Annotated in this window: 17 protein-coding genes; 12 read left to right on the forward strand and 5 right to left on the reverse strand. The window is 63.5% G+C overall.

Going from position 1 to position 20107, the window contains the following annotated elements:
- Nucleotides 1-40 precede the first annotated feature (40 nt).
- The 7 genes from alaS (at nucleotide 41) to E5K00_RS03485 (ending at nucleotide 8875) form a co-directional block, all read left to right on the forward strand.
- Nucleotides 41-2722, forward strand: a complete 2682-nt coding sequence (alaS, locus tag E5K00_RS03455; RefSeq protein WP_135461712.1) for an alanine--tRNA ligase — start codon at nucleotides 41-43, stop codon at nucleotides 2720-2722.
- 19 nt (nucleotides 2723-2741) lie between these two features.
- Complete coding sequence (locus E5K00_RS03460; protein WP_135461714.1) at nucleotides 2742-3500, forward strand: energy transducer TonB; 759 nt, start codon at nucleotides 2742-2744, stop codon at nucleotides 3498-3500.
- A gap of 150 nt (nucleotides 3501-3650) precedes the next feature.
- Nucleotides 3651-4550 carry an energy transducer TonB gene (locus E5K00_RS03465; protein ID WP_167856738.1) on the forward strand — a complete coding sequence of 300 codons (900 nt, stop codon included), beginning with the start codon at nucleotides 3651-3653 and terminating at the stop codon, nucleotides 4548-4550.
- 55 nt (nucleotides 4551-4605) lie between these two features.
- Nucleotides 4606-5574, forward strand: a complete 969-nt coding sequence (locus E5K00_RS03470) for an LIC11966 family surface protein (protein WP_135461718.1) — start codon at nucleotides 4606-4608, stop codon at nucleotides 5572-5574.
- Between the two features lie 230 nt (nucleotides 5575-5804).
- A complete protein-coding gene (locus E5K00_RS03475) occupies nucleotides 5805-6926 on the forward strand; it encodes an efflux RND transporter periplasmic adaptor subunit (protein WP_245328201.1) in 1122 nt (373 codons plus the stop codon).
- On the forward strand, nucleotides 6923-8182 hold the full coding sequence (locus E5K00_RS03480) for an ABC transporter permease (RefSeq protein WP_135461722.1): 1260 nt from the start codon (nucleotides 6923-6925) through the stop codon (nucleotides 8180-8182). Before E5K00_RS03475 ends, E5K00_RS03480 begins: the two co-directional genes overlap by 4 nt.
- A gap of 12 nt (nucleotides 8183-8194) precedes the next feature.
- Nucleotides 8195-8875 carry an ABC transporter ATP-binding protein gene (locus E5K00_RS03485; protein ID WP_135461724.1) on the forward strand — a complete coding sequence of 227 codons (681 nt, stop codon included), beginning with the start codon at nucleotides 8195-8197 and terminating at the stop codon, nucleotides 8873-8875.
- Here the strand turns inward: E5K00_RS03485 and E5K00_RS03490 are convergent.
- Complete coding sequence (locus E5K00_RS03490) at nucleotides 8872-9081, reverse strand: YgaP family membrane protein (protein ID WP_135461726.1); 210 nt, start codon at nucleotides 9079-9081, stop codon at nucleotides 8872-8874. The two genes, E5K00_RS03485 and E5K00_RS03490, sit on opposite strands and share 4 nt — an antisense overlap.
- A 319-nt stretch (nucleotides 9082-9400) precedes the next feature.
- Between E5K00_RS03490 and gatB the strand changes: the two genes are divergently transcribed.
- Complete coding sequence (gene gatB, locus E5K00_RS03495) at nucleotides 9401-10858, forward strand: Asp-tRNA(Asn)/Glu-tRNA(Gln) amidotransferase subunit GatB (protein ID WP_135461728.1); 1458 nt, start codon at nucleotides 9401-9403, stop codon at nucleotides 10856-10858.
- Between the two features lie 151 nt (nucleotides 10859-11009).
- Complete coding sequence (locus tag E5K00_RS03500; RefSeq protein WP_167856739.1) at nucleotides 11010-12143, forward strand: TlpA disulfide reductase family protein; 1134 nt, start codon at nucleotides 11010-11012, stop codon at nucleotides 12141-12143.
- A 136-nt stretch (nucleotides 12144-12279) separates the two neighbouring features.
- Here E5K00_RS03500 and E5K00_RS03505 read toward each other — a convergent pair whose 3' ends face one another.
- The 4 genes from E5K00_RS03505 to E5K00_RS03520 all read right to left on the reverse strand — a co-directional run bounded on the left by E5K00_RS03505 (nucleotide 12280) and on the right by E5K00_RS03520 (nucleotide 16845).
- Entirely contained in the window at nucleotides 12280-13131 is an 852-nt protein-coding gene (locus E5K00_RS03505; protein ID WP_135461732.1) for a hypothetical protein, read from the reverse strand.
- 99 nt (nucleotides 13132-13230) lie between these two features.
- The gene (locus E5K00_RS03510) at nucleotides 13231-13749 is read right to left on the reverse strand and encodes an acyl-CoA thioesterase (protein ID WP_135461734.1); all 519 of its coding nucleotides are present in this window, start codon (nucleotides 13747-13749) and stop codon (nucleotides 13231-13233) included.
- Between the two features lie 161 nt (nucleotides 13750-13910).
- A complete protein-coding gene (locus E5K00_RS03515) occupies nucleotides 13911-16094 on the reverse strand; it encodes a M43 family zinc metalloprotease (protein WP_135461736.1) in 2184 nt (727 codons plus the stop codon).
- 97 nt (nucleotides 16095-16191) lie between these two features.
- Nucleotides 16192-16845 carry a protein-L-isoaspartate(D-aspartate) O-methyltransferase gene (locus E5K00_RS03520; RefSeq protein ID WP_135461738.1) on the reverse strand — a complete coding sequence of 218 codons (654 nt, stop codon included), beginning with the start codon at nucleotides 16843-16845 and terminating at the stop codon, nucleotides 16192-16194.
- A 171-nt stretch (nucleotides 16846-17016) separates the two neighbouring features.
- Here E5K00_RS03520 and E5K00_RS03525 point away from each other — a divergent pair, with 171 nt between their 5' ends.
- From E5K00_RS03525 to E5K00_RS03535, 3 genes are all read left to right on the forward strand, one after another.
- Nucleotides 17017-18435, forward strand: a complete 1419-nt coding sequence (locus E5K00_RS03525) for a sugar transferase (RefSeq protein WP_245328202.1) — start codon at nucleotides 17017-17019, stop codon at nucleotides 18433-18435.
- A gap of 271 nt (nucleotides 18436-18706) precedes the next feature.
- Nucleotides 18707-19297 carry a riboflavin synthase gene (locus E5K00_RS03530; RefSeq protein WP_135461742.1) on the forward strand — a complete coding sequence of 197 codons (591 nt, stop codon included), beginning with the start codon at nucleotides 18707-18709 and terminating at the stop codon, nucleotides 19295-19297.
- A 69-nt stretch (nucleotides 19298-19366) separates the two neighbouring features.
- Nucleotides 19367-20062 carry a phosphodiester glycosidase family protein gene (locus E5K00_RS03535; RefSeq protein WP_135461744.1) on the forward strand — a complete coding sequence of 232 codons (696 nt, stop codon included), beginning with the start codon at nucleotides 19367-19369 and terminating at the stop codon, nucleotides 20060-20062.
- Nucleotides 20063-20107: the final 45 nt, after the last annotated feature.

The raw sequence follows: 20107 nt of genomic DNA on the forward strand, positions 1-20107 counted from the left end.
AACCTTCACGCCGCGCGAAGCTACCCTCGCGCCCCCGCTTATGTCACTGCCCACCGCCTCGCACGTCCGCCAGCAATTCCTGGATTTCTTCGCTTCCAAAGGCCACCACATCGTGCCCTCGGCGCCCATTGTGGTGAAAGACGACCCCACGCTGCTGTTCATCAACTCGGGCATGGCCCCGTTCAAGGACTACTTCCTGGGCAACAAGCCCGCGCCCTTCAAGCGCATTGCCGACACCCAGAAGTGCCTGCGCGTGAGCGGCAAGCATAACGACCTGGAAGAGGTAGGCTACGACACCTATCACCACACCATGTTCGAGATGCTCGGCAACTGGTCGTTTGGGGATTACTTCAAGAAAGACGCCATTGCCTGGGCCTGGGAGCTGCTCACCGACGTGTACAAGCTGGAAAAGGACCGCCTCTACGTGACCTATTTCGAGGGCGACCAGGCCGACGGCACCGCCGCCGACACCGAAACCCAGGACCTGTGGCGCCAGTACACCACCGACGACCGGATTCTGCCCGGCAACAAGAAGGACAACTTCTGGGAGATGGGCGACACCGGCCCCTGCGGCCCCTGCACCGAAATCCACATCGACCTGCGCTCCGAGGAGGAGCGGGCCCAGAAGCCCGGCCGCGAGCTGGTCAACGCCGACCATCCGCAGGTGGTGGAAATCTGGAACAACGTGTTCATGGAGTTCCAGCGCCTGGCCGATAAAAGCCTCATCAAGCTGCCCGAGCAGAGCGTGGACACCGGCATGGGCTTCGAGCGCCTGATGATGGCCGTGTCGGGCGTGAAGTCGAACTACGACACCGACGTGTTTCAGCCGCTGATTCAGTTCATTGCCAAGGAGGTAGGCAAGGAGTACCACGGCACGGCTCCGGCCACCGTAAACGACCAGCCGACCACCGAAAACGAGAAAACGGACATTGCCATCCGCGTTATTGCCGACCACATCCGCACCATCGCCTTCACCATTGCCGACGGGCAGCTGCCCTCCAACGTGAAAGCCGGCTACGTGATTCGCCGCATTCTGCGTCGGGCTGTGCGCTACGCGTTTTCGAGTCTCAACCAGAAGCAGCCCTTCCTGTACAAGCTGGTGCCCGTATTGGCCGACCAGATGGCCGGCATCTTCCCCGAGCTGAAAGCCCAGACGGCCTTCGTGCAGCGCGTGATTGAGGAGGAGGAAATTGCCTTCCTCAAAACCCTGGAAACTGGCCTGCGCCGCCTCGACGCCCTGGAGGAAACCACCCGCCAGAACGGCGGCGTGATTGACGGCAAAACGGCCTTCGAGCTGAGCGACACCTTCGGCTTTCCGCTCGACCTCACCGCCCTCATTGCCCGCGAAAAGGGCCTGACGGTGGACGAGGAAGGCTTCAAAAAAGAGCTGGAGCAGCAGAAAAACCGCAGCCGCAACGCCCAGGAAACCGAGCAGAGCGACTGGGTAACCGTAACGGAGCACGACGCGCCCAACGTGTTTGTGGGCTACGACCACGACGAGGCCACGGCCCGCCTGCTGCGCTACCGCAAAATCGACAAGAAGGGCAAAACCGAGTATCAGCTGGTGCTCGACCAGACGCCGTTCTATGCCGAATCGGGCGGGCAGATTGGCGACACGGGCTACCTGGAGTCGCCGCTGAGCAAGGTGCGCGTGATTGACACCAAGAAGGAAAACGACCTCATCATCCACACCACCCTGGACTTGCCCCAGGACTTGGAGGCCGAGTTCCTGGCCCGGCCCGACGCGGCCCGGCGCGCCCTCATCCGCAACAACCACACGGCTACCCACTTGCTGCAAGCCGCCCTGCGCGAAATCCTGGGCAGTCACGTGCAGCAGAAAGGCTCGTTGGTGAACGACAAGCTGCTGCGCTTCGACTTCTCGCACTTCACCAAAGTAACCGACGAGCAGCTGCGCGAGATTGAGCGCATGGTGAATGAGAAAATTCGCCAGCAGATTCCGCTCGACGAGCGCCGCCACGTGCCCATCGCCGAGGCCAAAAACCTGGGCGCCATGGCTTTGTTCGGCGAGAAGTACGGCGACTTCGTGCGCGTTATCACCTTCGATAAGGACTACTCCGTGGAGCTGTGCGGGGGCCTGCACGTGCAGAACACCGGTAGCATCGGCTACTTCAAAATCACCTCGGAAAGTGCCGTGGGCGCGGGTGTACGCCGCATCGAGGCCGTGACGGCCGGCGCGGCCGAAGCTTACGTGGACCAGCAGCTCGACTTGCTGGCCCAGGTGCGCGAGACGCTGGGCAACCCCCAGCACCTCATCACCAGCATCGAGAAGCAGAGCGAGGAAATTGCCGGCCTGCGCAAGCAAATCGAGCAGTTTGCCCAGCAAAGCATCAACCAGCAGAAAGACCAGCTGGTCGGCCAGGTAAAGGACCTGAACGGCGTAAATTTCCTGGCCGCGCAAGTGCAGGCCAGCAGCGCCGACGCCCTCAAAACCCTGGCCTTCAACCTGCGCCAGGCCGTGCCGAACCTGGTGGCCGTGCTCGGGGCCGAAATCGATGGCAAGCCCCAGCTGGCCGTGATGCTCGACGACGAAATTGCCAAAGCTGGCAAGCTCAACGCCAGCACGCTGGTGCGCGAGCTGGCCAAGGAAATCCAGGGCGGCGGCGGCGGGCAGCCGTTCTTCGCCACGGCCGGCGGCAAGAACGCGGCCGGGCTGGGCGCGGCTGTTGCCAAAGCCGAGGCTTTGATTGGCAGCTCTCTGTAGCGTAAAAAAAGCAGTAGTAATGCTGATTTACAGAGGCTTATTTCTGGTAGCAGCGGGCCTTGGGTCCGCTGCTACTGTTTCGGGGCAATCGGCGCCGCCGGGCCTGAATGCCTATTTTCAGAGCCAGGGGAAAAACGATGATCTGAGTTTTGGCCCCGGCATTCTGTTCCGGACCGATACGGTGCGCACGGCCGGTACGCCTGCTGGCACGCTGGTCCGATATTATCCGTCGGGCAAGAAATACGAGGAAGCGGATTTCGCCAATCTGCGCAAGGGAGAGCTGCAGGGCCGGCAGACGCGCTGGTTTGAGACCGGCCAGGTGCAGGCCACCGAGGAATATGCCGCCGGCAAGCGCCAGGGGCTGCTGACCACGTTTTACCCCAACGGGGTGGTGCGGCGGCGCGAGGAATTCGTCCAGGGAAAGAGTCGTGCCGCCCAATGCTTTACGGCGGCGGGCCAGCCTGTGGCCTGCTCCGACTACGTGGTGTTTCCCGAATACCCCGGGGGCCTACAGCTGCTGCTGACCCGGATTCAGACGAGTGTGAACTATCCGGAGCAGCAGATCCAGGAGGGAATTGAAGGCAAGGTGCGGGTTGATTTCGTCATCGATAAAACCGGGGCCGTGCGCAACGCCCGCATCCAGAAAAGCCTGTCGGAGCCGCTGGATGCCGAGGCCCTGCGGGTGGTGAATAGTTTGCCAGATTGGACGCCCGGCCGCCTGGATGGTGAGCCAGTAGAGGTTCTCTTCACGCTGCCGGTCACCTTTAAAATTGAGTAGGCTGGCCTAAGGCCGGCCAGCTTATCCCTTCTTTCTTATTGCACGACTTTCTTTCGTGAAGGATTCTTTTCTGGTAAGGGGCACCCGTCTGGTTTACCGCCTAGGTTGATGGCAAGATCTATTGAGTTTTCACTTTTATATTCGCTTACGATGCGCATTTCTACCCTTTTGCTGACTGGCCTGCTGGCCGGCAGCACCATTACCGCCCGCGCCCAGGCTCCGGCAGCCAAGCCCATTGCGGTGGTGCAGCGCACAACTATCTACTTTGATTCGTTTGGGGCCGTGCTGCCTTCCGAAGCAGGCGCTGACCACCGGGAAGAAATTACCTTTCGGGACAGCGTCAGCGGCACGGTGCGGGTGTATTATCCGTCGGGCAAAATCCGACGCATCGTGCCCTACGCCTATCTGAAGGGCGGCATCCGGCACGGAGTGGAAACCACCTGGTACGAAGCCGGGCAGATGCAAACCCGGGTGGAATACGTGGCGGGGCAGCGGCAGGGCGAGTTTCTGGCGTATTACCCCACCGGCACGCTGAAACGGCGCGAAACGTACGCCGCCGGTCAGCGCACGGCCGGGGAGTTGTTTGGGCCCGATAGTCAGCCCCAGCCGTTTGCCGAGGAGTCGACTATGCCGGTCTATCCGGGCAAGGAGGCGGGCCTGAAGCGTGACTTATCCGCGGCCATGCGCTACCCGGCGGCGGCCAAGCAGGCCAAACTGCAGGGGAAGGTCTTGGTGGTTTTCACGGTGGATACAACCGGGGCGGTAAAGGATGCCCACGTAATTAAGTCGGTGGCCCCGCTGCTGGACGAGGCTGCCCTGGCGGCCGTGGCGAAGCTGAAGCGCTTCGAGCCAGGGCGGCAGGACGGGGTGCCGGTTGCCGTATCGTTTACGGTTCCGCTGGATTTTGCCTTGTCGGCCGCCGCGCAAAGCCCGTATGCCCCCGCTACTCCTGACGTCAACCGCGGCGGGCAGCCGTTTGGCCGGCCCAACTACGAGCGTCCCGGCAGCATGAACGACCGGCGCCCCGCGGCCGGGGCAGTGCGCCAGTGAGGGCCCGGAAACCAGGCCTGAGTTTTATCTAGTCGTTTACTTTTTTCAGCTTCCTATGCGCATTTCTACCCTTTTCCTGGCCGGGGCTCTGCTCACCGGCAGTGCAACTACCGCCCGCGCTCAGGCCTACACCGACCCGGGCAGCTACAACAACGCCATTGTGGCCGAGCAGCTGATTATGCAGAAAAAGTGCCTGCGCTACATCAGCAAATCGGCCCACAGCGAGAATGAGCGCAAGATTGAGGCCCGCCGCCAGGACGTGGTGGCCCAGAACAAGGCCTCACTGGCCAAAATCTCCCACCTGCCTGGCTTCCAGGGCAACACCGAGTTTCGGGACCGGGCCAAGGCCGCGTTCCAGCAGATGCTGAGCGTGTATTCCGCTGACTACCAGAAGGTGAACAGCCTGGCCGTGGGCCGCAGCAAGAGCCTGGAAGCCATGCAGCGCTACTTCGACGCGCTGGAAGCGGCCGAGCAGAAGCTCAAAGTAGCCGGCGACAGTGTGGAAGTGGCCCAGCAGCGCTTTGCGGCCCGCTTTAAAATGACCGTGACCGAAGACCGGGAAACCCGCAAGATGAACGAGGTGATTCGGCAGGTGTCGGAGGTGAATGCCTACCAGCACAGGATTTTCCTGGCGTACTTCCGCCTGGAGCGCGCCAACGCCCAGCTCACCGACGGCCTCAACGCCCAGGATGCCAAGGCTTTTGAAGCGGCCCGGCTGGCCCTGGAAACCGAAACCGACAAAACCCTGGCCGAGCTGGACGCCATTCCCGCCTTCCGCGGCAAAGACACCCAGTACCGCGACGCGGTGCGCGACTACGCCAAGTTCTACGTTATCTGGAGCGGCAACCAGTTCAAGAAGATGACCGAGCTGCTGGAGCAGAAAGACCACCTGACCAAAGTCGACGCGGATGCCTTCAACGGCTACATTGCGGCCTATAATAAGCAGAATCACAAGCTGCTGGAAGCCTACAACAACGCGGGCAATACCTTCCAGGCCACGTACATCCCGGTTTTCAACGATTAGGCCGACCTAAGCCCGTAGCCCAGGTGGCCCACCACGCAAAAAACCGGGCCGGCAGCAGTGTCGGCCCGGTTTTTTGCGTGGTGGCGGCGGCAAAACTTTGGGTGGCCGGCCGTGGGCCTTTCCTGAGGATAATGGGCCCGGCAGTTGATGAAAGTCATGTTTTGTGAGGCGGCCCCGGCCGAACTTGCCGGCCCTGCCCGGCCCCCGGCGGGGCCGGTAGCCGCCCGCCCATGAACCTGACCCGACCCCCGATGCCCTGCCCGCTTGCCGTACGGCCCCGGCTCTGGCTGCTGGCTAGTCTGGCGTGCCTGGCCGGCTGCCGCGAGAAGGCGGAGCGGGTGAAACCCGTCTGGTCGGCTATTTCGGAGTCGGTGTACGCGGCGGGCACGGTCAAAAGCGGGCGGCAGTACCAGGCCTTTGCCAGCGTCGGGGGCATTATCCAGGCGGTGCTGGTGCGGGAGGGCGACTCGGTGCGGGTGGGCACGCCGCTGCTCGCCATTGCCAGCGACGTACCGCAGCTCAACCAGGACAACGCCGCCCTGGCCGCCCGCCATGCCGCTTTGGCCGCCAACCAGAGCCAGCTGCAGGAAGCCCGCCAGCGCATTGCCCTGCAACGCCGCGCCCTGCTCAACGACCAGCTGCAGCTCAGCCGCCAGCGCCGGCTCTGGCAGCAGGCCATTGGCACGAAGCAGGCGCTGGAGCAGCGGGAGCTAGCCTACGCCAGCTCCAAAACGGCCTACGAAGCGGCGGTGCTCAGCTACCAGACCCTTAGAAAGCAGCTCGATTTCGCCGCCGCCCAGGCCCGTAACAACCTCCGCATTGCCCGGCAGCAGGCCGGCGACTTCGTGTTACGCAGCAAAGTGGCTGGCCGCGTCTACCAGCTCTACCGCGAAGCGGGGGAGGCCGTGACGCCCCAGACGCCGCTGGCCCTGCTCGGCGACGCCCGCCACTTCGTACTCGACATGCAGGTCGACGAGTCCGACATCGTCAGAATCCGCCCCGGCCAGCGGGTGCTGGTAACCCTGGACAGCTACCCGGGCCAAGTGTTTCCGGCGCGCGTCACCACCATTTCGCCGATGATGAACCCCGGCAGCCGCACGTTTCAGGTCGAGGCGGCCTTCGTGCGCCAGCCCCCGGTGCTCTACCCGTTCGTCAGCTTCGAGGCCAACATCGTGCTGCGCACCCAGCCTCGGGCCCTGCTCATTCCGCGCCGCCTGCTGGTGAACGACTCCACCGTTTTGAAAAGCAACGGTGAGCCGGCGCGCGTCAGAACCGGCCTGCGCGACTACCAGATGGTGGAAATCCTCTCGGGCCTCACGTCCAACGACGAGCTCACGGCTCCCGCGCAATGAAACTGAATCTGCTCTACGACGTGGCCCTGTCGCTGCTGCTGGCCCGCTGGCGGCAGACGCTGGTGGCGGCCGTCGGGGTCACGTTCAGCATCACCATGTTCATTGCTTTGCTCAGCTTCATGTCGGGCCTCAACCAGCTGCTCGACGGGCTGGTGCTGAACCGCACGCCCCACGTGCGCCTCTACAACGAAGTGCAGCCGGCCCCGCAGCAGCCTATTGACCGCTACACCGGCCCCGGGCGGCAGTACAACTTTATTCGCTCCGTCAGGCCCCGTGACGAGCTGCCGCGCATCCACGACGCCGGGGCCATCATCGGGGCCCTGCGCCACGACCCGCGGGTGCGGGGCGTGGCTCCCAAAGCCCAGGCCCAGGTGTTTTACAACGTGGGCACCATCAACCTCACCGGCACCATCAGCGGCATTGAGGTAGAGCAGGAAGACCGGCTTTTTGCCTTTGGCAGCTACGTGGTGGCCGGCAACCCGCTGAGCCTCAAAACCGTGGCCAACAGCATCATCCTGGGCAAAGCCGCCGCCGACCTCATGCTGGTCGGGGTGGGCGACGTGGTGCAGGTGACGACCGTGAAGGGCAACCGCGCGCAGCTCAAGGTGGTGGGCCTGTTTCAGTCGGGCCTGCTGGAAATCGACAAGGTGCAGAGCTACACCTCGCTGGCTACGGCCCAAAAGCTGCTCGGCGAGCCCAACACCTACGTGACCGACGTGCAGGTGAAGCTCCACGACTTTACGCTGGCGCCCCGGCTGGCCAAGGAATTCGCGGCGCTCTACGACGTGCAGGCCCTGGACATGCAGACGGCCAACTCCGAGTTCGAAACCGGCACCTTCATCCGCACGCTCATTTCCTACGCCGTGGGCATCACGCTGCTGATTGTGGCGGGCTTCGGCATTTTCAACATCCTGAACATGATGATCTACGAGAAGATGGACACCATTGCCATTCTCAAGGCCGTCGGGTTTGCGGGCGCCGACGTGCGGCGGCTGTTCGTGGCGGTGGCCCTGGCCATTGGGCTGTCGGGCGGGGCGGTGGGGCTGCTGTGCGGGCTCGGCCTCTCGGCCCTGATTGCGCGGGTGCCGTTTCACCCGGCCTCCCTGCCGGGAGTGCACACCTACCCGGTCGACTTCGACCCGGTTTTCTACGGCATTGGGGCGGTATTCTCGCTGGTTACCACCTATCTGGCCGGTTTTTTTCCGGCCCGCAAGGCCAGCAAGATCGACCCGGTCGTCATCATCCGGGGCAAGTAACAAAACGTTGAGATGGAAACGCCCGCCCTCGAAGCCCGCCAGATTACCAAGTACTTCGACGACCCCGTGCGGGTGCAGGTGCTGCACGGCCTCTCGTTTGCGCTGGCCCGGGGCGAGTTTGCGGCCGTGGTGGGCAAGTCGGGCTGCGGCAAGTCGACGCTGCTCTACATTCTCTCCACCATGGATACGGCCTACGAAGGCGAGCTGCTGATTGACGGCCAGGCCATGCGGAACAGAAAAGAAGCCGAGCTGGCCCGCGTCCGCAACGAGCAAATCGGCTTCGTATTCCAGTTTCACTACCTGCTCAACGAGTTTTCGGTGCTGCGCAACGTGATGCTGCCCGGCGAAAAGCTGGGCCGGCTTGCCCGCCCCGAAATCGAGCACCGGGCCTACGAGAAGCTGAGAATCCTGGGCATCGAACGTGAGGCGCTGAAGAAACCCAACCAGCTCTCGGGCGGCCAGAAGCAGCGCGTGGCCATTGCCCGGGCCCTGATCAACGACCCGCTCATCCTGATGGGCGACGAGCCCACCGGCAACCTCGACAAGAAAAACGGCGAGGTCGTGTTCGACGTGTTTAAGGAGCTGGCCGAAACCTACCGCCAGGCCCTGCTCATCGTGACCCACGACAACGAGTTTGCCGCCAAAACCCACCGCATCATTGAAATGGAGGACGGCCGCATCCTGCCCCGCTAATGCGGGCGGACCCGCCGGGTGCTGATGCCCAGCAAGCTATAGATGGGGCAGTAGCCAAAAACGCCCGTGCCCAGCAGCAGCGCCGCCACGGCCAGCCAGAAAACAAGCGGGGCTCCGGTGCGCTGCTCCTGCAGCAGCACCCCAATCAGCACGGCCGCCAGGGCGATGCGCAGGCCCCGGTCAATAAGGCCAATATTCTGTTGCATGACTGTCAAAGGGTTATGTGGTGGATGAAAACAAAGCTCCCCCGCCGGTCCGCCCGAAGGCTGCGAGCCAAAGGGCGGCGGTGGGTAGTGCAGTGAAGTTACCCCGTTTCCCGGCCGCCGGGCATGATGAGGATCAGTTGGCTGCCCTGATTCTGCGCAGGGCGATTGGCTGAGTTGGCGGCAGTCGGCGGAAGTTTCTAGGCCTACTCGGCCAAAAAAAGGCAGTGCTGGCGGCGGTTGGCCAATAAAAACCGCGGCAGCAAGTAACTTAGCGGCAGCATTGCGGCCAATTTCGCCCCAACTGCCTATTCTGCTTGATATGGACGACGCAATAAAAGCCAAATACCAGCCGGTCATCGGTCTGGAAGTACACGCCCAGCTGCTCACCCAGAGCAAAATGTACTCCTCGGACGAGAATGAGTACGGCGCCCTGCCCAATAATAACCTGTCGGTTATCACGCTGGGTCACCCCGGCACCCTGCCCAAGGTAAACCGCACGGCCGTGGAGTACGCCATGAAAATGGGCCTGGCCACCAACTGCCACATCACGCGCGACAACCTGTTTGCGCGCAAAAACTACTTCTACCCCGACCTGCCCAAGGGCTACCAGATTACCCAGGACAAAACCCCGATCTGCACGGCCGGTAACGTCCCGATTCGCCTCACGGACGGCTCGACCAAGAACATCGGCATCACGCGCATTCACATGGAGGAAGACGCGGGCAAATCGATGCACTTGGCCGGGGAAGTGGAAACGCTGGTGGATCTGAACCGCGCCGGCGTGCCCCTGATTGAAATCGTGTCGGAGCCCGACATTCGCAACGCCGACGAAGCCTACGCTTATCTGAGTGAAATCAAGAAGCTGGTGGTGTACCTGGGCGTGTGCGACGGCAACATGGAGGAAGGCTCGCTGCGCTGCGACGCCAACATCTCGGTGATGCTCAAGGGGGCCGAGAAGTTTGGCACCAAGGTGGAGGTCAAAAACATGAACTCCTTCCGCAACGTGCAGCGCGCCATCGAGTACGAAATTGAGCGGCAGATTGCCGTGCTCGAAGCCGGCGGCACGCTCGACAGCGAAACCCGGGGCTTCGACGCCGCCACCGGCACCACCAGCGGGCAGCGCTCGAAGGAAACCCTGAACGACTACCGCTACTTCCCCGAGCCCGACCTGCCCCCGCTCATCATCAGCGACCAGTGGCTGCACGAGGTGCAGGCGTCGCTGCCGGCTTTGCCCCAGCAGCTCTACGCCCGCTTCACCGGCGAGCTGGGTCTCTCGGACTACGACGCCTCGGTGCTCACCGACCAGAAGGAAGTAGCCTTATTCTTCGACGAGTTGTCGCGCCTGACCCCGAACGCCAAGGCCGCCGCCAACTGGGTGCAGGGCCCGGTGAAGTCGTTCCTGAACGAGCGGGCGCTGACCATGCCGGACTTCCCGCTCACGCCCCAGCACCTGGCCGACATCATTCAACTCATTGATGAGAACAAGGTAGGCCACTCAGTAGCAGCCAAGCAGTTATTTCCGTATCTGCTCGACAACCCAACGCAAACCGCCTCGGCCGCGGCCGAGGCCCAGGGCCTCACGCAGCAGTCGGATGCCGGGGCGCTGGAGGCTATGATTCAGCAGGTGCTGGACGCCAATCCGGCTAAGGTGGAAGAGTACCGCGGCGGCAAAAAGTCGCTGACCGGCATGTTTATGGGCGAGCTGATGAAGCTCACCGGCGGCAAAGCCGACCCTAAGCTGGCCAACCAGCTCCTGCGCCAGAAGCTCGACGCGTAGCCGGGGGCCGGGGGCCAGCCAATAAGCCGGCCGGGAGCGTCGTTAGCGGCGGCGCCGCGAAACCAAACGGGCCGCCGGTTGCTTGTGTTCACAAAAAGTGGGAAGCGCACTGCGCCGGCCGCTTGTAGCGTAACTAAGAATGATTGAGAAAATGAAAAGTATCCTTCTGGTAACCACCGTGTTGGGCATGGCCAATGCCTGCAGCAAGTCGACGACGCCGACCACGGGCAGCGCCACCGGCGCGGGCTACCAGGTAAGCGGCCAGCTGACCAATGCCCCGGCCGGCACGAAAGTGTACCTGGCCGAGCTGGGCGAAACCCAGTTCGTGTCGCGCGACACGGCCACGGTCGACGACCAGGGCCGCTTCACCATGAAGGGCACGGTGCCCGAGGCGGGCCTCTACCAGGTGAAAGTCAACGACGCCAACCAGGTGCTGCTGGCCCTGGACAACACGAGCAACATTCAGCTCTCCGGCGACGCCAAGCGGCTGACCGACGGCTACGTGGTGAAAGGGTCGAAAGACTCGGAGAGCCTGCAGCAGCTGGGCCGGGCCATGACGCAGTCGAAGCACGACATGGCCATGCTGGAAATGCGCTACAACAACAGCGCCCAGGCCGGAGCCGCCGACTCGATGAAGCTCATTGAAGCCAAGTTCTACGCCGCCCAGGCCCACAACACGGCCGTTATCAAGCAACTGGTGCGCCAGAATCCCAACTCGGTGGTGTCGGCCTTTGCCGTGGGCAACCTGCTCAACCCCGAGGAGCAGTTCGCCTTCATCGACTCGATGTCGACCCAGTTCAAGAAGTCGATGCCCGACTCGCGCTACACCAAGGCCCTGGCCGCCAAGCTCGACCCGCTGCGGGCCACGGCCGTGGGCTCGGCCGCGCCGGAAATCAGCCTGCCCGCCCCCGACGGCAAAACCGTGGCCTTGTCGTCGTTGCGCGGCAAGTACGTGCTGATTGACTTTTGGGCCTCGTGGTGCGGACCCTGCCGCAAGGAAAACCCCAACGTGGTGCGCGCCTACAACAAGTACAAGGGCAAGGGCTTCGAAATCTACAGCGTGTCGTTCGATCAGGACCGGGACAAGTGGCTCAAAGCCATCCAGGCCGACGGGCTGACCTGGACCCACGTGTCGGATCTGCGCGGCTGGGAAAGCGCCGCCGGCCAGACCTACGGCGTGAAAGCCATTCCGCAGTCGGTGCTGCTCGACCCCCAGGGCCGCATTGTGGCCAAAAACCTGCGCGGCGAAGCCCTGGACGCCAAGCTGGCCTCGGTGCTGAAGTAGGGTTTAGTTGCTGGTTGTTCGTTGTTAGTTGTTAGTTTCAACCGGACACGAAAAAGGCTCGTCATCTGACGAGCCTTTTTTATTGGTAGCAAGTCGGCTTGCCGCTATTTTATTCTAAACAATCAACAATCAACAATCAACTCAAGAACATGCGCTGCATGGCTTGCCAGAGCAGCTTTTTACGGCTGTTGTCTTCTTCCAGCAGCTCGATTTCGGCGGCGGGCAGGTAGGCCGCGTCGCCGGCCAGCAGCACCGGCTCGTAGAGCTGGGTGGTGCGGATGGCCACGTCGAGCAGGTTTTTCCCGAAGCCGATGATTTGCCGGGCCGCCAGCTTCTGCCGGATGGTTTTCAGCTCCACGGGCAGGTGCGACTCCACGTTGATCAGCACCACGTCCTCCATCACCAGGCGGATAGCCTTGAGCAGGTTGTTCAGGAACACGTTTCTGGGCAGGCGCTGGAAGCGCACCGCGTCCATCCGCACCAGAATCACCAGGCCGTTGGGGTTGCTGCCCAAAGTAGAGTAGGGCGTGGCGCTCAGGGGCGGGGCCGTGCGGGCCGGCGGCCCATCCACCGGCGGAGCCGCCACCACGGGCGCAACGGGCACCGCCGGGGGCGCGGGAGCTACGGCCGGGGCTACCGGCGGGCGGGGCACCGGGGGCTGTTGCAGATTCAGGTTAGCCAGTGACGGTAGCTTGCCGGGGGCGGCAACAGTTGGGGCGGGCACGGCGGCCGGCGCGGGTTGCGGGGCTGGTGCCGGCCGCACTGGCGCTGGCGGCACCGGTACCGGCGCAGGGGGGCTGGCCACCGCTGGCGCTGGCGTAGCTCGCTCCGGCGCAACCGCCACTGGTGGAGCCGCAGCCTGAACTACCGGAGCCGAAACAGTCGGCGCGGGGGCTGGCTCGGGCGCAGCGGCCCCGGGCTCGGGCACGACGTACAGCGAGACGTTGGTGTAAAAGCTCTGAAAAAATGCCAGCGACGCCTGATCCATAGGTCGATTTAGTTGATAGTTGCTGGTTGTTAGTTGTTAGTTGTCAGTTGTCAGAGCCGAATGACCTAACAACTGACAACTATCAACCAGCAACTAAAATTACTCCATATCAAACAACGCCTTCAGCTCGTTGGCGTCCTCGGGCTTCATGCGGCCGGCCAGCACCAGGCGCAGCTGGCGGCGGCGCAGGGCCCCGTCGTAGAGGCGGATTTCCTCCTCGGTTTCGGCTACGGCCTCGGGCACGTCAATCGGGCGGCCCGACTGGTCGACGGCCACGAAGGTGTAGAAGGCTTCGTTGCTCTTGATTTTGGTGCCGCTGGGAATGTCCTCGGTCCACACGTCGATGTGCACTTCCATCGAGGAGCTGAACGAGCGGGTCACCTGGGCCTGCAGCGTCACGACGTTGCCCAGCCGGATCGGCTCCCGGAACGAGACGTTGTCGACCGAGGCCGTGACGACGATGCGGTTGGAGTGCTTCTGGGCCGCAATGGCCGCGGCAATATCCATCAGGTGCATCATGCGGCCGCCCATCAGGTTGTTGAGCGTGTTGGTGTCGTTGGGCAGCACCAACTCGGTCATAATCACGAAGGATTCTTTAACGGGCTTTTGTTTGCGCATCAGAAAAGGCGTTTCAGGGAAAAAGGAACGGCCGCAAAGATAGGCAGGCCCTGACGCAATGAGGGCCTTGCGCGGAAGAATAACTGCGCGCCGCCACCAGCAAAAAGCCCCGGCGCGAGCAGCGCGCCGGGGCTTTCGAGTACTAAATCAGCAGTGGCGGCCTACTGAACCAGCACTTTGGTGCTGAACGTCTGCCCGTTGAGGAGCAGGCGCACCACGTACAGGCCGGGCGCCAGGGGTGGCTGGCCGGGCTGGGTCAGAGCAATCTGCTGCTCGCCGGCGCCGTAGGCGCGGGGCGCCGTCGTGCGCACCGGCCGGCCCAGCACGTCGGTCAGCACCAGCTGCACCGGGCCGGGGGCGGCCAAGCGGAAGTGCACGGCCGAGGCTGAGGTCAGCGGGCTAGGATACACGTAGATGCCGGCCGGGCCAGCCCCGGAGCGGGCGGCCAGCACCGCGGCGTTGCCCACGCGCAGGTTGTCGATAAAGAGCGTGTTGCCCCCGTTGCTCACCATCTGCAGGCGCACCTGGAAGCGGCCGTTCTTGTAGGAATCGGGAATGGAAACGGTCAGCGGCTGCCATTCTTCCAGGGAGTCGGGCACGAAGCCCCCGTAGAACTGGCTGCCCTTGGTGCTCAGGTTGGCCGCGAAATAGGTGGTGGCCGTAGTCCAGCTGACCCCGCAGTCGGCGCTGAACTGCACCCGCAGCTGGTCGTTGGCCGTGGCCGAGCGGCGGGCGTAGGCCCGGTCGAACACCAGATAAGCCGGGCCGCTGATGCTGCTCAGGTTGAGGTTGGGCGACGTCAGGTTGGTGTTGGTGCCCGTGGCCAGCAAGGAGTTGCGAATCTGCAGATAAGCCGCGCCCTGGCTGGCTACGGCGCTGGTTTGCCGCTCCCAGCGGGCCAGCACGGCCGTCGAGGTCGAGGAGGAAGTCCAGTTGCGCAGGTCCGGGGCCGGGAAGTTGGCCGGGAAGCCCGGGGTTTCGAACGACTCCACCACCGGCCCCTGCAAGCCCGTGTTGGCGCCCTGCACCTGAATCAGCTGGGCGCGGGTGCTGGTGCCCGTGCCACCGGGCGTGGTGATGGTGAGCGTGGCACCGTAGACGCCGCTCACCGGGTACGTGACCGTGGGCTGGCGCAGGGTCGAGGAAGCCGGCTGCCCGCCCGGGAATTGCCACTGGTACTGGGTGGTCGGGGCCGTCAGGTCGGCGTTGTACGACTGGTCGGAGAAAGTAATGGCGCTGCCTTCGCACACCACCGTGGAGGAAGGCTGAAACACGACCACCGGCGCGCAGGGCGCGGGCGAGTAGCCGTCGTTGGTGCCCGTGAAAATCAGGTTGGCCGCCGAGGTGAGCGTGCTGCGGCAGGAGAGGAGCAGCGAGCCGCGCATCACGGTTTTCTGGCCCGTAGTAAACATCTTGGCGCAGCTGGCATAGTCCATGTAGTTCTGCACGTTGGCCAGCTCGCCGCAGGGGGCGCTGGTAAGGGGGCAGCCCGAGCCCCCGGCCGGCGCGCCCACGCCCACGGTGTTGGGCGTGTCGGCAATACCGTCGTCGAGGCCGCAGTTGCTGGCCAGGCCGGGCGTGTTGGAGCCGCCCCAGGTGTGGGGCAAACCGAAGTAGTGGCCCACTTCATGAGTTAGGGAGCGGTTGCAGAAGTTGCTGCCGCAGGAGCGCCCGATGCTGGCAAACTGCTGGTTCCGAATCACGATGCCGTCGGCCGCGCCGCCGGAGCAGGGCAGGTAGGCGTAGCCGCCGGCCCCGTTGGCCGCGTCGCACACCCAGATGTTGAGGTAGCGGTCCTGGTCCCAGGTAATGAGGTTTTTTACCTTGTCGTCGCCGATGCTGGTTTGGGTGGAGAAGGTGCGGGTGATGCCGGTGGTGCAGTTGCCGTTGGGGTCGCGCCGGGCCAGCCGGAACCGGAAGCCGATGTTGGCGTAGCGCGGCCGGAAGGCGGCAATAACGTCGGCCGTGTCGGGGTTGGTTTTGCTGTAGTCCTCATTCAGAATGCGGATGGCGTCCTGCACCTGCGCGTCGCTGATGTTGTTGGCGCCGCCGGTGTGAATCACGTGCACGACCACGGGCACCGTCACGTCGGGCTGGGCCAGCAGGCGGGCCTGGTCCTGGGCCGAAAGGGTGGCCATCTGGAGCAGGAAGTTGCGGTAGTTGCGCTCCGAGCCGGGGGTACGGGCAAAAGCTGCCTGCTGGGCGCTGTCGAAGGCGCAGCGGAAGCCGTAGGTATGCTCGGGATGGGCGCGTTTGACCGGGTCGGGCTGCTGGGCCCGGGCCCGTGGGCCGCCGCTCAGCAGGAGCAGGGCCCCCAGGCCAAAGGAAAGTACTTGTTTACGCATGCAGATTAGTTGGAGGAAAGAAAGGAGCAAGGAACGCCGGCCGGAGCCAACCGGCAGGAAAGATAACTCCTTTGCCTGGCTTCACCTTTCCCGCCGGCTACTTCTGCCAGCCAGCCTGCCCCAGCAGCGGCACGAAGCGAAATTCCTCGAACTCCTCGCGCACGAATTCCTCCTCACTTTCGCGCACCACCCGCATCATGCGCTGGGTGCTTTCGTCGCCCACCGGAATCACCAGGGCCCCGCCCACGCGCAGCTGCCGCAGCAGGGTGCGCGGAATGGCCGGCGAGCCGGCCGTGACCAGAATCTTGTCGAACGGGGCCTGGGCGGGCAGGCCCAGCGAGCCGTCGCCGCAGTAGAGGTGGGCCGGCAGCTGAAAGGCGTGCAGGCGGCGGCGGGTCGTCTCAAACAGCACCCGGTTGTACTCGATGCTGAACACCTCGGGCACCAGCTGCAGCAGCACGGCGCACTGGTAGCCCGAGCCCGTCCCGATTTCCAGCACCCGGTCGGTGGGGCGCAGGTTGAGCAGCGCGGTCTGGAAGGCCACCGTGTAGGGCTGCGAAATGGTTTGGCCCTGCCCGATGGGAAAAGCTTTGTCCTGGTAGGCGTGCTGCTGAAAGCCGGGCTCGAAAAACAGGTGGCGCGGCACCGTGGCCAGGGCCGTCAGCACCCGCTCGTCCCGAATGCCTTTGCGGCGGAGTTCTTCGACCAGGGAGCGGCGCAGGCCACGGTGGCGGTACGTATCAGCGTGCATGGAATGGTGGGGTTGGGCCAATGTCGGGAGTACGGGTTAATGCCCTACCTTTGCGCGGCTCAGGGAGCGGAGCCAAGGCCCTTTCTGTGCTTATCAGCCGCGAAATTACGGCATCGAGCCCATATAACCCATTTATTAGCCGGCTTCGGCCGGTTTGCTTACCCAATTCCCTTGACTCGCACCTTTCAAAAGCTCAAGCTCATCGCGGCCGACTTTCTGGCGGCCCTGCTGGCCTGGATGTGTTTTTTCCTGCTGCGCAAATACCTGCTCAGCGAGATTAATGAGGGCTACCGCTTCACCGGCGGCGAGCTGTTTACCCTCACCGGCTCGGCCCTGATGATTGCCCTGTTCTGGACGGTGCTCTACACGCTGATCGGCGAATACCGCGACATTTTCCGCAAGTCGCGCCTGGCCGAGATTATCCGGCTGGCCCGCATCTCGGTGCTCGGGGCGCTGGTTATCTTCTTCGCCCTGCTGCTCGACGACCAGGGCGTGAGCTCCTACCGGCTGTATTACAAGACCATTACGGCCTACTTCCTGCTGCATTTCTTTATCACGGCCGTGCTGCGCACCTGGGCCATTACCACGGTGCAGGGCCTGGTGCGGCGCGGGGTTATTTCCTTTAATACCCTGCTGGTGGGCTCTAACATGCTGGCCCGCGAAACCTACCAGGAGCTGGCCCGCACCGGCAAGCACCTGGGCCTGAAGCTGGTCGGCTTTGCCCCCGTCGGCGACACGGTGGATGCCGACCTGGCCGCCGAGCTGCCCGCCCGCGGCTCCTACACCCGCCTGCCCGCCCTGATCCGGGCCCTGAAAATCGAGCAGGTCATCATTGCCATCGAGCCCAGTGAGCACCGCATGATTCAGGAAATCCTGTCGCTCCTGGAAGGCACCCCGGCCCGGGTCAGCATCCTGCCCGACCTCTACCAGATGCTGCTGGGCTCGGTGAAGGTGAACCACCTGTTTGGCACCCCGCTGATTGAAATCAAGCACGATCTGCTGCCGCCCTGGCAGGAGTTCACCAAGCGCGGCCTCGATATTCTGGGGTCGTTGCTGTTTCTGCTGCTGGCCTGGCCCGTGTACGCCTTCACGGCCGTGATGGTGCGCCTCTCCTCGCCGGGGCCGATTTTCTACGCCCAGGAGCGCATCGGCAAAAACGCCCAGCCCTTCCGTATCTACAAGTTCCGCTCGATGTACGTGGACGCCGAGAAGATGGGCCCCGCGCTGTCGTCCGACCACGACCCGCGCATCACGCCCTGGGGCCGCTTCATGCGCAAGGTCCGCCTCGACGAGCTGCCCCAGTTCTGGAACGTGGTGAAGGGCGACATGAGCCTGGTGGGCCCCCGGCCCGAGCGCCGCTTCTACATCGACCAGATCGTGAAAGTGGCCCCGCACTACCGCCACCTGCACCGCGTGCGGCCCGGCATTACCAGCCTGGGCCAGGTGAAGTACGGCTACGCCGAAACCGTGGCGCAGATGGTCGAGCGCCTCAAGTTCGACATCCTCTACATCGAAAACATGAGCCTGGCCATGGACTTCCGGGTGATGCTCTACACCCTGAAAATCATCGTGGAAGGGCGAGGGAAGTAAATGTGCTTAGGTGCTAATGTGGGAAATGTGCTGATATGGTTGAATGTGAGAAATGTGGAGCATGTCGCCTTGCGAGCTTGTGAAACAATCCGTCCTCTGCGCAGTATGCCCCGACCTTTCACCACAAAGCCCTTTTCGTTGTTATACCCGAAGGCGTGTTACAGAACGGTGCTGAGCACCCTGCGGAGGCCGGGTTGCTCCAACTGCGCCTGGTAATGACAGAACGACATTAGCACATCAGCACATTCAACCACATTAGCACATTAACCGAATGTTTACCGGAATTGTAGAAACCCTGGGTACGATCACCGCCGTCAAAACGGAGGGTTCGAACCGCCATTTTACCGTGGCGTCGCCCTTTGCTCCCGAGCTGCAGATCGACCAGAGTGTGGCCCACGACGGGGTGTGCCTGACGGTGGTGGCCGTGGACGCGGCGGCCGGCACGCACGTGGTAACGGCCATCGACGAAACCCTGCAAAAAACCAACCTGGGCAGCTGGGTTGCCGGCCGGCAGGTGAACCTGGAGCGCTGCCTGGCCGCCAACGGCCGCTTCGACGGCCACATCGTGCAGGGCCACGTCGATCTGACGGCCGTCTGCGAAAGTGTGACCGACCAGAACGGCTCGTGGCTGTATCGTTTCCGCCACGAGCCCGGCCCGAGCCGCGTGACGGTCGAGAAAGGCTCCATCTGCATCAACGGCACCAGCCTGACCTGCTTCGACTCGACCGACGACAGCTTCGCCGTAGCCATCATTCCCTACACCTACGAGCACACCACCTTCCAGCACCTGCGCCCCGGCGACCTGGTCAACCTGGAGTTCGACATCGTGGGCAAGTACGTGGCCAAGCTGCTGGGTAAATAGAGCCGGATGCGGATAGCGGAGCGCGCCCGTGGCCCCCGGCCGGGCCGAAGCCGCCGGGTTATCCTGCTGATGCTGGCCGGGCTTTGCTTGGGCCTGGGCGGCTGCGCCCCGGCCGATTCGGGCTACGTGAGCTACGAGGCCGACGTGCGGCAGCAGGAGCTGCGGCTGTGCTGGCAGGACGAGCAGAATCAACGCCTGGGCAGCCTGGAGCGCCTCACGGCCTGGCTCAGCGGGCAGGGGCGCACGGTGGTATTTGCCATGAATGCCGGCATGTTCCGGCCCGATTATTCCCCGCTGGGGCTGTTCATCGAGGAAGACCGGGTGGTGACGCCCCTGGATACGGCGGTGGGCGCCGGCAACTTTTACCTTCAGCCCAACGGCGTGTTTTACACGACCGTAGACCAGCAGGCCGTGGTGTGCCCCACCAGGAGCTTCCGCTATTCGGGCCGCATCCGGTACGCTACGCAGTCGGGGCCGATGCTGGTGGTAGAGGGCCGGATTCACCCGGCCTTTACGCCCGGCTCCACGAACCGGCAGGTGCGCAACGGCGTCGGGATTCTGCCCGACGGGCAGGTGCTGCTGGCTATGTCGAAGCAGAAAGTGAGCCTCTACGAGTTTGCCGACTTTTTCCGCCGCCGGGGCTGCCGCAATGCTCTTTACCTCGACGGGTTCGTGTCGCGTGCCTACGCCCCGGCCCAGGGCTGGCAGCAAACCGACGGCAACTTTGGGGTGATGCTAGCCGTGACGGAACCGGTGAATGAATGAGTAAATGCAGGCGTATGCGGGCAAAACCAATCGTCCCGAGCCACT

The sequence above is a fragment of the Hymenobacter aquaticus genome, assembly GCF_004765605.1.
Lineage (GTDB): Bacteria > Bacteroidota > Bacteroidia > Cytophagales > Hymenobacteraceae > Hymenobacter > Hymenobacter aquaticus.

Bases quoted from the DNA above. Each gene is read 5' to 3' on its own strand.
- alaS (WP_135461712.1), top strand. From the start codon at position 41: ATGTCACTGCCCACCGCCTCGCACGTCCGCCAGCAATTCCTGGATTTC.
- E5K00_RS03460 (WP_135461714.1), top strand. From the start codon at position 2,742: ATGCTGATTTACAGAGGCTTATTTCTGGTAGCAGCGGGCCTTGGGTCC.
- E5K00_RS03465 (WP_167856738.1), top strand. From the start codon at position 3,651: ATGCGCATTTCTACCCTTTTGCTGACTGGCCTGCTGGCCGGCAGCACC.
- E5K00_RS03470 (WP_135461718.1), top strand. From the start codon at position 4,606: ATGCGCATTTCTACCCTTTTCCTGGCCGGGGCTCTGCTCACCGGCAGT.
- E5K00_RS03475 (WP_245328201.1), top strand. From the start codon at position 5,805: ATGAACCTGACCCGACCCCCGATGCCCTGCCCGCTTGCCGTACGGCCC.
- E5K00_RS03480 (WP_135461722.1), top strand. From the start codon at position 6,923: ATGAAACTGAATCTGCTCTACGACGTGGCCCTGTCGCTGCTGCTGGCC.
- E5K00_RS03485 (WP_135461724.1), top strand. From the start codon at position 8,195: ATGGAAACGCCCGCCCTCGAAGCCCGCCAGATTACCAAGTACTTCGAC.
- E5K00_RS03490 (WP_135461726.1), bottom strand. From the start codon at position 9,081: ATGCAACAGAATATTGGCCTTATTGACCGGGGCCTGCGCATCGCCCTG.
- gatB (WP_135461728.1), top strand. From the start codon at position 9,401: ATGGACGACGCAATAAAAGCCAAATACCAGCCGGTCATCGGTCTGGAA.
- E5K00_RS03500 (WP_167856739.1), top strand. From the start codon at position 11,010: ATGAAAAGTATCCTTCTGGTAACCACCGTGTTGGGCATGGCCAATGCC.
- E5K00_RS03505 (WP_135461732.1), bottom strand. From the start codon at position 13,131: ATGGATCAGGCGTCGCTGGCATTTTTTCAGAGCTTTTACACCAACGTC.
- E5K00_RS03510 (WP_135461734.1), bottom strand. From the start codon at position 13,749: ATGCGCAAACAAAAGCCCGTTAAAGAATCCTTCGTGATTATGACCGAG.
- E5K00_RS03515 (WP_135461736.1), bottom strand. From the start codon at position 16,094: ATGCGTAAACAAGTACTTTCCTTTGGCCTGGGGGCCCTGCTCCTGCTG.
- E5K00_RS03520 (WP_135461738.1), bottom strand. From the start codon at position 16,845: ATGCACGCTGATACGTACCGCCACCGTGGCCTGCGCCGCTCCCTGGTC.
- E5K00_RS03530 (WP_135461742.1), top strand. From the start codon at position 18,707: ATGTTTACCGGAATTGTAGAAACCCTGGGTACGATCACCGCCGTCAAA.
- E5K00_RS03535 (WP_135461744.1), top strand. From the start codon at position 19,367: ATGCTGGCCGGGCTTTGCTTGGGCCTGGGCGGCTGCGCCCCGGCCGAT.